This window comes from Allobosea minatitlanensis, from assembly GCF_964020775.1.
On the sequence record NZ_OZ224509.1, the window covers coordinates 4,521,768 to 4,535,599 of the forward strand.

Annotated in this window: 12 protein-coding genes; 9 read left to right on the forward strand and 3 right to left on the reverse strand. The window is 69.7% G+C overall.

What is annotated here, in order from left to right:
* Window positions 1–108: 108 nt before the first annotated feature.
* Window positions 109–990, reverse strand: coding sequence for a hypothetical protein (locus tag ACWH43_RS22175; protein ID WP_158444258.1), 882 nt, complete (start codon window positions 988–990; stop codon window positions 109–111).
* Between the two features lie 121 nt (window positions 991–1,111).
* On the opposite strand from ACWH43_RS22175, the gene ACWH43_RS22180 reads away from it, so the two are divergent.
* The 3 genes from ACWH43_RS22180 (at window position 1,112) to ACWH43_RS22190 (ending at window position 3,915) form a co-directional block, all read left to right on the forward strand.
* A complete protein-coding gene (locus ACWH43_RS22180; RefSeq protein ID WP_260349243.1) occupies window positions 1,112–2,491 on the forward strand; it encodes a leucyl aminopeptidase family protein in 1,380 nt (459 codons plus the stop codon).
* Window positions 2,492–2,571: 80 nt separating this feature from the next.
* Window positions 2,572–2,925: a MarR family transcriptional regulator gene (locus ACWH43_RS22185; RefSeq protein ID WP_158444259.1), complete on the forward strand. Its 354-nt coding sequence runs from the start codon at window positions 2,572–2,574 to the stop codon at window positions 2,923–2,925.
* A 132-nt stretch (window positions 2,926–3,057) separates the two neighbouring features.
* The gene (locus tag ACWH43_RS22190; RefSeq protein WP_158444260.1) at window positions 3,058–3,915 is read left to right on the forward strand and encodes a C40 family peptidase; all 858 of its coding nucleotides are present in this window, start codon (window positions 3,058–3,060) and stop codon (window positions 3,913–3,915) included.
* A 173-nt stretch (window positions 3,916–4,088) separates the two neighbouring features.
* Here ACWH43_RS22190 and ubiB read toward each other — a convergent pair whose 3' ends face one another.
* Together ubiB and ubiE are read right to left on the reverse strand one after the other, a co-directional pair.
* The gene (ubiB, locus tag ACWH43_RS22195) at window positions 4,089–5,648 is read right to left on the reverse strand and encodes a 2-polyprenylphenol 6-hydroxylase (RefSeq protein ID WP_158444261.1); all 1,560 of its coding nucleotides are present in this window, start codon (window positions 5,646–5,648) and stop codon (window positions 4,089–4,091) included.
* 19 nt (window positions 5,649–5,667) lie between these two features.
* On the reverse strand, window positions 5,668–6,429 hold the full coding sequence (gene ubiE, locus ACWH43_RS22200) for a bifunctional demethylmenaquinone methyltransferase/2-methoxy-6-polyprenyl-1,4-benzoquinol methylase UbiE (protein ID WP_260349242.1): 762 nt from the start codon (window positions 6,427–6,429) through the stop codon (window positions 5,668–5,670).
* A 154-nt stretch (window positions 6,430–6,583) separates the two neighbouring features.
* Between ubiE and mutM the strand changes: the two genes are divergently transcribed.
* The 6 genes from mutM (at window position 6,584) to dnaN (ending at window position 13,727) form a co-directional block, all read left to right on the forward strand.
* Window positions 6,584–7,471 carry a bifunctional DNA-formamidopyrimidine glycosylase/DNA-(apurinic or apyrimidinic site) lyase gene (gene mutM / locus ACWH43_RS22205; protein WP_158444263.1) on the forward strand — a complete coding sequence of 296 codons (888 nt, stop codon included), beginning with the start codon at window positions 6,584–6,586 and terminating at the stop codon, window positions 7,469–7,471.
* 223 nt (window positions 7,472–7,694) lie between these two features.
* Window positions 7,695–8,468: an enoyl-CoA hydratase gene (locus tag ACWH43_RS22210; protein ID WP_158444264.1), complete on the forward strand. Its 774-nt coding sequence runs from the start codon at window positions 7,695–7,697 to the stop codon at window positions 8,466–8,468.
* 126 nt (window positions 8,469–8,594) lie between these two features.
* Entirely contained in the window at window positions 8,595–9,578 is a 984-nt protein-coding gene (locus ACWH43_RS22215) for a threo-3-hydroxy-L-aspartate ammonia-lyase (RefSeq protein WP_158444265.1), read from the forward strand.
* A 179-nt stretch (window positions 9,579–9,757) separates the two neighbouring features.
* The gene (gene rpsT, locus ACWH43_RS22220) at window positions 9,758–10,024 is read left to right on the forward strand and encodes a 30S ribosomal protein S20 (RefSeq protein ID WP_158444266.1); all 267 of its coding nucleotides are present in this window, start codon (window positions 9,758–9,760) and stop codon (window positions 10,022–10,024) included.
* Window positions 10,025–10,809: 785 nt separating this feature from the next.
* Window positions 10,810–12,330, forward strand: coding sequence for a chromosomal replication initiator protein DnaA (dnaA, locus tag ACWH43_RS22225; protein ID WP_158444267.1), 1,521 nt, complete (start codon window positions 10,810–10,812; stop codon window positions 12,328–12,330).
* Window positions 12,331–12,611: 281 nt separating this feature from the next.
* Window positions 12,612–13,727, forward strand: coding sequence for a DNA polymerase III subunit beta (gene dnaN / locus ACWH43_RS22230; protein WP_158444268.1), 1,116 nt, complete (start codon window positions 12,612–12,614; stop codon window positions 13,725–13,727).
* Window positions 13,728–13,832: the final 105 nt, after the last annotated feature.

Genomic DNA, 13,832 nt, shown 5'->3' on the forward strand with positions numbered 1-13,832 from the left:
GGGGCGTTCCCGCATAAAATCAGAGCGCTTCAGGTCCACCGCGGCAAAAGGCCGGAACCGCGTTCCGGCCTTTTGAATGGGCGATCTGGCGCGGACCGGCAGCGGGCGTCAGCCCTGGTCCGGGCCCGGCACGGCTTCGGGCCCCTGCGCCACGGGCTTCGCCGCCTGCTGCGCCTTCGGCTTGCCCTTGAGCAGATCCCAACTGTTCCGCTGGCTGACGCTGCGCTTGAGATAGGCGATGGTCGCGGCCGCCTCCGCCGGGCTCTGGTCCTGGCGGGCGATGCCTTCCGCCTCGCCGAAGCGGCCCTGCAGGCCGAGGACCAGCACCAGATTCTGCCGGACGCGCGCATCGGCGCCGGGAGCCGAGGCCGCCTGGCGCAGGATGCGCTCGGCCTCGGGCAGGTTGCGGGAGAGCGCCAGCGACAGGCCGAAATTGGACATCACCGTCGGCTCGTTCGGGGCGAGCTTGAGGGCGGCCTGGTAGAGCTGCTGCGCCCGCTCGTGCTCGCCGAGCTGATCGGCGACGGTGCCCTGCGCCGAGAGGATGCGCCAGTCGGGACGCTCCGGCGAATGGGCGCGGGAGAGAACCTCGTCGGCCTCGCGCAGGCGGCCGTTATCGGCGAGCGAGCGGCCATAGGCGCCGAGCAATTCGCGGTCGTCCTGATGGACGAGCACCGCGTTCTGCAGGATGGCCAGCGCCTGGGCGTGCTGCTCGGTCGCGCGCAGGGCCCGCGCATAGAAGAAGGCGGCGTTGCGATCCTTCGGATCGGCGTCGTAGCGCTTGCCCCAGCCGTCGCGCTCCGCCTGCCAGTCGGCCGCCGTGCGCGGCTGGGCCGGCTGGCTGCGGCCGATCGAGCCGGTGATGTCGCCCGGCCCGCCGCGGCTCTGGCAGCCGGCGAGGGCGAGCGCCGCGAGGCAGACGGCGAAGCCGAGGCCGGCACGGCGGCGGCGAAGAACGGGCTGCGCAGCGGGAGAGGGCGCTATAGACATGGGCCGGATCGCCTCGCGGGCTATCGTCTGATGGTTCGTCTGGTCGCCCCGGTGATAAAGCGTTAACCCTAATGCATTCTTAACCGGCGCCTTCCTGCCACCGCCAACCCGGTCCCGTTCCGTGCACAGCCTCCTGACCAGCGCCGCCGCCGCGGCCATTCCCCTCCACCTCGTTTCGGCATCGGGCTGGGCAGCGCTGCGGGACGGCCTGCCGGCGGAGCAAAGGAGCTTCGCGCTGGCGCAGGGCTTCAGCGCCGGCGGGAGCCAGCACTGCTTCCTGCCCGATCGCGAGGGCCGGCTCGCCGGCGTCCTGCTCGGCCTCGCCACCGGCCGCGACCGCGATCCGTTCGGGCCGGCGCGGCTGGCGGCGCAATTGCCCGAGGGCGATTACGCCTTCCGCGGCGAGATCGACGACCCGGCCCTGGCCGCGCTCGGCTGGCTGCTGCAGAGCTACCGCTTCGACCGCTATCGCAAGCCGGCAGCGGCCACCGCGCGGCTCGTCCTGCCCGCAGGCGTGGACGGGGAGGAGATCAGCCTGATCGCCGATTCGGCGATGCTGGCGCGCGACCTCGTCAACACGCCGGCCAACGACATGGGGCCCGACGAGATCGAGGCGGCGATCCGCGTGCTCGCCGCCGAATGCGGCGCGCAGGTCGAGAGCATCGCCGGCGACGAGCTGCTCGACCGCAACTTCCCGATGATCCATGCCGTCGGGCGGGCCTCGCCGCGGGCGCCGCGGCTGATCGACCTCGCCTGGGGCGATCCCGCGCATCCGAAGGTGACGCTGGTCGGCAAGGGCGTCGCCTTTGACACGGGCGGGCTCGACATCAAGCCGGCGGCCTCGATGCTGCTGATGAAGAAGGACATGGGCGGCGCGGCCGCGGCCATCGCCGCCGCGCGGATGATCATGCTGGCGCGGCTGCCGGTGCGGCTGCGCCTGCTGGTGCCGGCGGGGGAGAACGCGATCTCGGGCGCGGCCTTCCGGCCGGGCGACGTCCTGCCGAGCCGCAAGGGCCTCAGCGTCGAGATCGGCAACACCGATGCCGAAGGGCGCCTGATCCTCGCCGATGCGCTGGCGCTGGCCGACGAGGAGGCGCCGGAGCTGCTGATCGACTACGCCACCCTGACCGGCGCCGCCCGCACGGCGCTCGGCCCGGAGCTGCCGCCCTTCTACACCCATGACGAGGGGCTCGCCGCCGAGATCGCGCGGATCGGCCTCGCGGTGAACGATCCGGTCTGGCGCCTGCCGCTCTGGGCGCCCTATCAGCGCATGCTCGATTCCAGGATCGCCGATGTGAACCACGTCTCCAGCGGCGGCATGGCCGGCTCGGTCACGGGGGCGCTGTTCCTCGACCGCTTCGTCGAGCGCACCCAGTCCTACGCCCATTTCGACATCTATGCCTGGAATCCCGCGGCCAGGCCGGGACGCCCCGAGGGCGGCGAATGCCAGGCCGCCCGGCTGAGCTACGCGCTGGCGAAGCAGCTCTATCCGCGCGGTTAAGGCTGATCGGCGAAGGCGATTGCGCCGGCGCGCCGGCGCGATAATGATACGGACCCGTAACGATCGGGAAGCTCATCCGTATGCCCTTGGAGATCCGGCCCTCGCAGGCCCTCAGGCTGTGGCGGCAGGTGCATCTCGATCTGGTGCGGGACGGCGAGCCGGACCTTTCGGCCCGCCAGACCGCGATCCTGCTCACCGTCTATCTCGAATTGCCGCCGCATACGGTGCGCGGGCTGGCGCAACAGCTCGGCGTGACCAAGCCGGTGATCACCCGCGCGCTCGACACGCTCGGCAAGCTCGGCCTGCTCACCCGCAAGCGCGACGAGGCGGACCGGCGCAACGTCGTGATCCAGCGCACCGTGGCCGGGGCGCTTGCCGTGGAACGGCTCGGCGACCTCGTCACCGAGCATGCGAAGGAGATCGGGGCCGGCTGACGCCCTCCGTCATTGCCCGCGCAGCGAAGCAATCCCGGAGCCTGGGTGGGCCGGTCAGCCCAGTCCGCCGGGATTGCTCGTCGCCACGCTCCTCGCAATGACGATTTCATCGAACCTCTCTAGATTGCCGCCATGACCGCGATTCCCGACCGCCGCATCACGCCTTTCCGTGCCGATCTCGCCGCCGGCCATCTGCGCGGGCAGGTCGAGGCGCCGGCCTTCGCCGAGCCGCGGCCGATGCGCGTCGTCGCGCCTTCGGCGCCGCTGCGGCGCGAGCCGCGTCCCGACGCGCCGCTCGACACGGAAGCGCTCGCGGGCGAGCTGGTGCAGGTCTATGAGCGGCATGAGGGCTGGGCCTGGGGCCAGCTCGCCGGCGACGGCTATGTCGGCTATCTGCCGGACGAGGCCCTGCGGCCCGACGCGCCGGCGCCGACGCATCGCGTCAGCGCGCTGCGCACCTTCATCTATCCCGGCGCCTCGATCAAATTGCCGCCGCTCGCGGCCCTCTCGCTCGCGGCCGGCGTCACCGTCGCGGAGGAGACCCGCGAATTCGCCCTCCTCGCCGATGGCGGCCACGTCTTCCTGAAGCACCTCGCCCCGCCCGACCGCTTCGCGCCCGATTTCGTCGCGGTGGCCGAGGGCTTTCGCGGCGTGCCCTATCTCTGGGGCGGCAAGACCAGCCTCGGCCTCGACTGCTCGGGGCTGACGCAGCTCGCGCTGGCGGCGGCCGGCATCGCCGCGCCGCGCGATTCCGACATGCAGGAGGCCGCGCTCGGCACGGCCGTGCCCTTCGACGACAGCCTCTCCGGCCTGAAGCGCGGCGACCTCGTCTTCTGGAAGGGCCATGTCGGGATCCTGACCGACCCGGACACGCTGCTCCATGCCAACGGCTACACCATGACCGTGTTCAGCGAGCCCTTGCGCGAGGCGCGCGACCGCATCCTGGCCAAGAGCTTCGGCGCCATCACCAATATCAAGCGGCTGGCGTAGCAGCTCACTGATTTTCTACGGAAAAAACGCCGTCATCCCGGGCTTGACCCGGGATCCATGCCTGAGCCCTTCCGATAAAGGTTCAGGCATGGATCCCGGATCTCCGCTTCGCTGCGTCCGGGACGACCCGCCTTCAAAAAGATCCGTTCCCGCCACAGCAAGGAACAGGACCATCATCCACCGAGGACGCCGTAGGCGATCAGCCCGGCGATGAGCCAGAGCGCGACCGTGCCCCAGCGGTTGCGCCGCGCCTCGGCCCGGCCGATCGCGGCGACGCTGCGCTCGTCGAGGGCGAAGCCGTGGCGGGAAGCCTCCTCGAGCTGGCCGAGCACCCGCTCGGCCCGGCCGACCGTCTCCGGCAGGGTCGCGAGCGAGCCGATGAGCGAGCGGGCGCCGCGCCCGGCCTCCTCCAGCCGGCCGATCGGCCCGAGATGATGGGTGATCCAGCCGCGCACCACCGGATCGGCCGTGCCCCACATGTCGAGATGCGGGTCGAGGGTGCGCGCCACGCCCTCGACCACCACCATGGTCTTCTGCAGCATGACGAGCTCGGTGCGCGTCGCCATGTCGAACATGCCGGTGATCTCGAAGAGCAGGGTCAGCACCTTGGCCATCGAGATCTGGTCGGCGCGCTTGTCGTGGATCGGCTCGCCGACGGCGCGGATCGCCTGGGCGAAGTCCTCGACGTCGTGATGGGCCGGGACATAGCCGGCCTCGAAATGCACCTGCGCCACGCGGCGGTAATCGCGGGTGATGAAGCCGAGCAGGATCTCGGCGAGGAAGCGCCGCTCCTTCAGGCCGAGCCGGCCCATGATGCCGCCATCGACCGCGACGAGCCGGCCCTGCGCATCGACGAAGAGGTTCCCCGGATGCATGTCGGCATGGAAGAAGCCGTCGCGGATGGCGTGCTTCAGGAAGGACTGGATGATCGTGCGGGCCAGCGCCGGCAGGTCGTGGCCGGCGGCGCGCAGGCCCTCGACATCGGAGAGGCGCACGCCGTCGATCCACTCGTCGACCAGCATCTCGCGGGCGGTGAGCTGCCAGTCCGGCTCCGGCACCCGGAAATCGGGATCGTCCTTGGTGTTCTCGGCGAATTCGGAAAGGGCGGCCGCCTCCAGCCGCAGATCCATCTCCATCGCGACCGAGCGCGCCAGCGTCTCGACCACGCCGGTGAAGCGCAGGCGCCGCGCCTCGGCCGAGCGCATCTCCGCCATCTCGGCGCCGAAGCGCATCGCGGCGAGGTCGCGGTTGAAGCGGTCGCGGATGCCGGGGCGCAGGATCTTGACCGCGACCTCGCGGCCGTCCTTGAGGCGGGCGCGGTGCACCTGGGCGATCGAGGCGGCGGCGACCGGCTCGCTGAATTCGACGAAGATCTCGTCCAGCTTCCCGCCATGCGCCGCCTCGACGATGGCGCGCGCTTCCGCCATCGGGAAGGCCGGCATCCGGTCCTGAAGCGCCGAGAGGTCCTGCGCGATCTTCATGCCGACGACGTCGGGCCGCGTCGCCAGGAACTGGCCGAACTTGACATAGGACGGGCCGAGCCGCGTCAGCGCCGCCGCAAGCCGCGTCGCCGAGGAGCCTGCCCCGCGCCGCTCGATCAAGCGGCCGAGCCGGATCAGCCCGCGCGCCAGCGGCGGCAGCACCGAGGGGTCGACGAGCGCGAGCGCGCCCTCGCGCGCCAGCACGAAGCCGACGCGCGCGCCGCGGGCGAGGTGGAAGAGCGAGGAGATCATCGTCCGGCCGTTCGGCGCATCACAGCTTCCAGCCGGAATGCAGCGCCACGACGCCGCCGGTCATGGCTGTGAACTTCGCCCGGCGGAAGCCGGCATCCTCGATCATCCCGGCGAAGGCCTGCGGCTTCGGGAATTTGCGGATCGATTCGACCAGATACCGGTAGGGCTCGGCCTCGCCCGTCACCATCCGCCCCATCGGCGGGATGACCCTGAAGGAATAGGTCTCGTAGATCTTGTCGAGCAGCGGCACGTCGACATGGCTGAATTCGAGGCAGAGGAAGCGCCCGCCGCGCTTCAGCACGCGAAAAGCCTCGGCCAGCGCCTTGTCGATGCGCGGCACGTTCCGGATGCCGAAGGCGATGGTGTAGCAGTCGAAATGGTTGTCGGGCAGGCCGAGTTCCTCGGCATTGCCCTGGACGAAGCGGATGCGGTCGTCGTCGGGAAAGCGCTTCTCGGCGCGTTCGCGCCCGACGCGCAGCATGTCCGCGTTGATGTCGAGCACGGTGACGTCGGTCAGCGGGCCGCCGGCTTCCAGCACGGCGAAGGCGACGTCGCCGGTGCCGCCGGCCACGTCGAGATGATGGAAGGTCCGGTCCTTCGGCGGGTTGATCGCCGTCAGCAGCGCGCTCTTCCAGGCCCGGTGCAGGCCGCCCGACATCAGGTCGTTCATCAGGTCGTAGCGGTTGGCGACCTTGTGGAAGACATCGTCGACCTTGGCCTGCTTCTCGGCGAGCCTCACGGTCTCGAAGCCGAAATGGGTGGTGTCGGAGGCTGCTGTCACGATCAGGCGGACCTTGTGTTTGGCTCTCGCTGCGCGCCGGCTTCTCCGAAAACCGGATTCCACTTTCCGGGCCGACGGCGTAAGGCGATCAATAGCCAAAGGCGGCGGGCTTGTCGCGGCCCGTCTCGACGCAGGCTTGACGAGAGACAGCAGGATGCCCGAACTCCCCGAGGTCGAAACCGTCCGGCGCGGGCTGGAGCCCGCCATGGCGGGCGAGCGCTTCGCCCGCGTCGCACTGCGCCGGCCCGACCTGCGCTTCCCCCTGCCGGAGCGGTTTTCCGAGCGCCTGACCGGACGGCGGGTCGAGGCGCTGTCGCGGCGGGCGAAATACCTGATCGCCGATCTCGACGACGGCAACGCCCTCGTCATGCATCTGGGCATGAGCGGGCGCTTCATCGTCGAGGCGCCCGGCACGCCCCCGAGCGAGCCCGGCGCCTATTACAACGCGATCGGCCGGCACCTGATCCACGATCACGTCGTGTTCGAGATGGGGACGGGCGCGCGCGTCACCTATAACGACGTGCGCCGCTTCGGCTTTATGGACATTCTGCCGCGCAACGAGCTCGAGACCTGCAGACACTTCGCGGGCATGGGCATCGAGCCGCTCGGCAACGAATTGTCCGGCGAGACGCTGGCGAAGCTGTTTTCGGGCAAGGTCGCGCCCTTGAAGGCCGCGCTGCTCGACCAGCGGCTCGTGGCGGGCCTGGGCAACATCTATGTCTGCGAGGCGCTGTTCCGGGCCGGGCTGCATCCGGAAGCCGAGGCCGGCAGCATCGCGACCCCGACCGGCCGGCCGCGCGACAAGGCGCATGAGCTCGCCCGCATCATCCGTGAGGTGCTGGAGGAGGCTGTCGCAGCCGGCGGCTCGACGCTGCGCGACTTCGCCCATGCCGACGGCTCGCTCGGCTATTTCCAGCACCGCTTCAAGGTCTATGATCGCGAGGGCGAGGCTTGCGTCACGCCGGGTTGCGGGAAGCTGGTGAAGCGGCTGGTGCAGTCGGGACGCTCGACGTTTTATTGCGAGAGCTGCCAGAGGCGATAGCTTTTCCGCACCGTCATCCCGGACAAGCCGCAAAGCGGCGCCGATCCGGGATCCATGCCTGAACCTGCCCCAGAAGCGTTCCGGCATGGATCCCGGGTCTCCCTTCGGTCGCCCGGGATGACGGCGCGAATATGAAGCAGCGCAAATGCGCGCAACCGCGCATGGACTCGTCGCAGCGGCGCCCGCTAAAAGTTGGCGGCACAGCATCATCCGGGAGGCCGCCATGGCTTATGAGACCATTCTCGTCGAGACCAGGGGCAAGGTCGGGCTGATCACGCTCAACCGTCCGCAGGCGCTCAACGCCCTGAACGGCCAGCTCATCGGCGAGATCAACCAGGCGCTCGACGGCTTCGAGGCCGATGCGGGCATCGGCTGCGTCGTCCTGACCGGCTCGGAAAAGGCCTTCGCCGCCGGCGCCGACATCAAGGAAATGCAGAGCCGCAGCTTCCCCGGCACCTATCTCGACGACAAGTTCGCGGATTGGGACCGCATCGGCCGGCGCCGCAAGCCGATCGTCGCGGCGGTCGCGGGCTTCGCGCTCGGCGGCGGCTGCGAGCTCGCCATGATGTGCGACTTCATCATCGCCGCCGACAATGCCAAGTTCGGCCAGCCCGAGATCAATCTCGGCGTCATCCCCGGCGCCGGCGGCACGCAGCGCCTGACCAAGGCGATCGGCAAGTCCAAGGCGATGGACCTGATCCTCACCGGCCGGATGATGGGCGCCGAGGAAGCCGAGCGCTCCGGCCTCGTCGCCCGCGTCGTGCCGCTCGCCGATCTCCTGGCCGAGACGCTGAAGGCGGCCGAGGCGATCGCCGCGAAGTCGCTGCCCTCGGTGCTGATGGCGAAGGAATCGGTCGAGCGCGCCTTCGAGGTAACCCTTCAGGAGGGGTTGCGTTTCGAGCGCCGCGTCTTCGCCTCGCTCTTCGCCACCGCCGACCAGAAGGAAGGCATGGCCGCCTTCGCCGAGAAGCGGAAGCCGGATTTCAGGAACGCCTGAGTCTCGCGGCCGTCCCGATTTTCCGCCGCTCCCGGGCTTGACCCGGGAATCGCGCGACGGGAAAGCTCTGTGTTCCGAGATGGCCGGGTCGAGCCCGGCCATGACGCCCGAGCAGGATCCGCCATCATGAACGCCCAGACAGGCCCGAGCCTCCCGACCTATGCCGATGTCGAGGCGGCCGCCGAACGGCTGAAGGGCATCGCCCATCACACCCCGGCGATGAGCTCGGCCACCGCCAACCGGCGCACGGGCGCGAGCCTCGTCTTCAAGCCGGAGAACTTGCAGCGCATGGGCGCCTTCAAGTTCCGCGGCGGCTACAACGCCATCGCCGCGCTCTCGCCCGAGCGGAAGAAGGCCGGCGTCGTCACCTTCTCCTCCGGCAACCACGCCCAGGCGATCGCCTATGCCGGCCAGCTTCTGGGCGTGCCGACCACGATCATCATGCCGAACGACGCGCCGGCCGCGAAGGTCGCGGCGACGGAGGGCTATGGCGGGCAGGTGGTGCGCTACGACCGCTACACCGAGGACCGCCTCGCCATCGGCGACCGGCTCGCGGCCGAGCGCGGCCTGACGGTCATCCCGCCTTACGACCACCCTCACGTCATCGCCGGCCAGGGCACGGCGACGAAGGAGCTGATCGAGGATGCCGGCCCCTTCGACATCCTGATCGTGCCGCTCGGCGGCGGCGGGCTGCTCGCCGGCGCCTGCCTGGCGGCGAAGGCGCTGAACCCGGCCTGCCGCGTCTTCGGCGTCGAGCCGGAGGCCGGCAATGACGGGCAGCAATCGCTGCGCAAGGGCGAGATCGTGACGATCGGCGTGCCCAAGACGATCGCGGACGGGGCGCAGACCGCCTTTCTCGGCAACCTGACCTTCCCGATCATCCGGCGCGACGTCGAGGACATCGTCACGGTCAGCGACGCGGCGCTGATCGACGCCATGCGCTTCTTCGCCGAGCGGATGAAGCTCGTGGTCGAGCCGACCGGCTGCCTCGCCGCGGCCGCGGCCTTCTCCGGCGCCGTGCCGGTCGAGGGCCGGCGCGTCGGCGTCATCCTCTCGGGCGGCAATGTCGATCTGGCGAGCTTCGCGCGCTTCATCGCGCCCGGTGCCTGAAGTCCCGGCGCGCCGCTTGCCGATTCCGCGTTGACGGCGGGCGCGCGAGCGACTATAGCCCCACCACTCGCGGCGGCCCGCGCAAGCTCGGCCGCCGCTCACGTGTTTCCAGCAAGGTTGCGGCCAGGACCGCCGGCTCGATGCCAGGCGACGGCCGTCATGAGGACGAGGACGTTTCGATGGCCAATACGACGTCGGCCAAGAAGGCCATGCGGAAGATCGCGCGGCGCACCGAAGTCAACCGGAACCGCCGTTCGCGCATGCGCACCTTCCTGCGCAAGGTCGAGGAGGCGATCGCCTCGGGCAACAAGGCCGCCGCGGCCGAAGCCCTGAAGGTGGCCCAGCCCGAGATCATGCGCGCCGCGCAGAAGGGCGTGGTTCACAAGAACACCGCCTCGCGCAAGGTTTCGCGCCTCGCCCATCGCATCGGCGCGCTGGCCTCCTGAGCCGTCCTCGCGACCGCTCTCGCAATGCTTGAAAGCCCGGCCTCGCGCCGGGCTTTTTCGTTGGCTTCACGGCCGCTGTTGCAGGCCTGCCACGCGCTCGGATTCATGGCGAAAACCGCCCCGGCAAGCCGATTCGGCAATCTTTCCACGGTTTTACGGACTTGACTCCCGGGCGGCTTTCGGGGCGCAGCGCCGACCTTTCCGGGGGAGTCCATCGCGCATGGAAAGTCATTATTTTTCATCACCTTAGCAGGCAAAGGATTTTACGGCGACGGAATCATGGCGACTCCACGGCGGGCATCCGGCCCCTCCGAAAAAAAGATTCGGCCGCGCCCGGCGGGCACACCGTGTAGAAAAGATTAAGTTCCCCAACCAATTGCGGCGCCCCCTTCCGATTCGAGCGAGGGAGAGGAGGCCGCCCCGCTCCGAAGCCGGCTGACTGGGGTGTTGCAGCCCTTCGACGGGGCCTTGTAAGGTCCCTTCGTCGCCCGGCGGACAGCAATGAACGCCGCGGCGGTTTCCAAAGATTATCGGTGTTTCGGCTCGCGACCAGGGAGGTTGGAGAATGCGGCTCTTTGTCTTCTGTATCGAGATGAAGGGCGGCACCAGCCAGAGGCGCGCCATCCAAGCGTAATCGAGAGAACCGGGATCCATCGAACCCGTCGGGCGGAGGCGCCTGCCGGGACGGGATCCCTTTTTGACCGGACAACAACGTCAGGAAGGACGGCCGCCGCTGCGGCCGCCCCGCCGAAGGCGTGTTCATATTGAAGCGAATGGGGCCATTGATGTTCGAGCGGCAGGAAATCACAGATGCGGTCGAGACGGCGCCGGTGGTGGTGACGATTGCGCCCGAGGAGACTGCGGCCGTCAGCGTGGACAGCGGGGCGATCCAGGAGGCCTGGGAGCGCGTGCGGCGGCGCCTGCGCGCCGAGCTCGGCGAGGACGTCTTCTCGAGCTGGTTCGCCCGGCTCGAGCTGGCGGGCATCGTCGGCGGCGTGGCCTATCTCACCGTTCCGACCCGCTTCCTGAAGAGCTGGCTGGAGGCGCATTACGCCGAAAGGCTGCGGGTGAACTGCATCGCCGAGCTGCCGGCGCCGAACGGCGTGCTGCTCTCCGTCCGCCAGGCCTCGCGCGACGCGACCCCGGCGCCGCTGGCGGAGGCGGTGATCCGCAGCCGCGCCGCGGCTTCCGCCGCCCCCACGCCGGCCGAGGCGGCCAAGCCCGCCGCCGCGGGCGGCCAGGCGGCCGAGCCGGAGCTGGTCGATGTCTGCGGCACGACGCTCGACAAGCGCATGAGCTTCCAGAGCTTCGTCGTCGGCAAGTCGAACCAGCTCGCCTTCGCCGCGGCCGAGCGCATCGCCGCGGCGCCTGCGGGCCAGAGCCCCTATAACCCGCTCTACCTCCATGCCGGGGTCGGCCTCGGCAAGACCCATCTGCTGCAGGCGATCGCCCAGGAGGCGCGCCGCCTCGGCAAGCGCGTCGCCTATTTCACGGCGGACCGCTTCATGTACGGCTTCGTCGCGGCGCTGAAGTCGCAGACGGCGCTGGCCTTCAAGGAGAAGCTGCGCGGCATCGACCTGCTCGTCGTCGACGACGTGCAGTTCATCCAGGGCAAGTCGATCCAGCAGGAGTTCGGCCACACGATCAACGCGCTGCTCGACGCCGGCAAGCAGATCGTCGTCGCCGGCGACCGCCTCGCGGGAGAGCTGGAAGCGCTCGACGAGCGCATCCGCTCGCGGCTCGGCGGCGGCCTCGTCGTCGAGGTCGGCGAGCTCGACGAGGCGCTGCGGGGCAAGATCCTGGCGAGCCGGATGGAGGCCCTGCAGAGCGCCCATCCCAACTTCCAGGTCAGCCCGGACGTCGTCGCCTATGTCGCCCGCGCCGTCGCGACCAATGGCCGCGATCTCGACGGCGCCGCCAACCGGCTGCTCGCCCATGCCACCCTCTCGGGCCAGCTCGTGACGCTGGAGACGGCGGAAGCCGCGATCCGCGACCTCGTGCGCACCCGCGAGCCGCGCCGGGTCAAGATCGAGGACATCCAGAAGCTGGTCGCGACCCGCTACAATGTCAGCCGCGCCGACATCCTCTCGGAGCGCCGCACCGCCGCGGTGGTGAAGCCGCGCCAGATCGCGATGTATCTGTCGAAGGCGCTGACGCCGCGCTCGCTGCCCGAGATCGGCCGGCGCTTCGGCGGCCGCGACCACACCACGGTGCTGCACGCGGTGCGCAAGATCGAGAAGGCGATCAGCGAGGACCGCTCGCTGCATGACGAGGTCGATCTGCTGAAGCGCATGCTGCAGGAATGACGGGCCCGGCTGCGGCGGCCGACTGCCCGACTTGAAGCGCGAGGTCGTCCCGGACGCAGCGAAGCGGAGATCCCGGATCCGCGCCCGGACCTGCCTCGGCAGCGCTCCGGCATGGATCCCGGCGCGTTTCGCGCTCGCGACAAACCGGAGAGCGCTCAAATGGCTGTGGTTGCCGGAGCGGGCAGGCCTTGCGCCTGCGCCCCGCCTCCGGCAATGTCGCTGGCCATTCATCCGGCCCGCATGCTTGGTGCGGGCGGCCAGCGCCAGAAGACTAGACAATCATGAAGGTCACGGTCGAACGTTCCACGCTGCTCAAGTCGCTCGGGCACGTCCATCGCGTGGTGGAGCGCCGCAACACGATCCCGATCCTGTCGAACCTGCTGCTCAGCGCCGCGGAAAACGGCCTGCGCCTCAAGGCGACCGATCTCGACATCGAGGTGGTGGAGACGATTCCCGCCGAGGTGGCCGAGCCCGGCGCGACGACCGTGCCGGCCCACACCCTCTACGACATCGTCCGCAAGCTGCCGGACGGGGCGCAGGTCTCGCTGGAGACCACCGGCGACACCGGGCTCGTGCTGCGCTCGGGCCGCTCGCGCTTCCAGCTCCAGACCCTGCCGGAGAGCGACTTCCCCGACATCACCGCCGGCGAGATGGCGCATCGCTTCGTGCTGCCGGCCGGCGAGCTCAAGCGCCTGATCGACAAGACCCAGTTCGCGATCTCGACCGAGGAGACGCGCTACTATCTCAACGGCATCTATCTCCACACCGTCGATGTCGACGGCCGCCCGGTGCTGCGCGCGGTCGCGACGGACGGGCACCGGCTCGCCCGCGTCGACACCGCCGCCCCGCAGGGCTCGGCCGGCATGCCCGGCGTGATCGTGCCGCGCAAGGCGGTCGCCGAGATCCAGAAGCTGCTGGAGGATGGCGAGAGCGAGGTCGCGGTCGAGCTCTCGGGCTCGAAGATCCGCGTCGCCACCGGCAATGTGGTGCTGACCTCCAAGCTGATCGACGGCACCTTCCCGGACTATCAGCGCGTCATCCCCGGCGGCAACGACAAGCGGCTGACCGTCGACAGGGGCGACTTCGCCGCTTCCGTCGACCGCGTCTCGACGATTTCGTCCGAGCGCGGCCGCGCCGTGAAGCTCTCCATGGCCGAGGGGCGGATGACGCTCTCCGTCACCAACCCGGATTCGGGCTCGGCGACCGAGGAGATCGAGGTCGACTACGAGGCGAGCCCGCTCGATATCGGCTTCAACGCCCGCTATCTGATGGACATCGCCGCCCAGCTCGACGGCGACACGGCGCTGCTCAAGCTCGCCGATCCCGGCTCGCCGACCGTGATCCAGGATCGCGAAGGCGCCTCGGCGCTCTATGTGCTGATGCCGATGCGCGTCTAGAGCTTCTTGACTCAGCCCTCATCCTGAGGAGCAAGGCGCTGCCTTGCGTCTCGAAGGCTGTTCCAGCGCGCTCTGAAGCGTCCTTCGAGACGCCGCTTCGCGGCT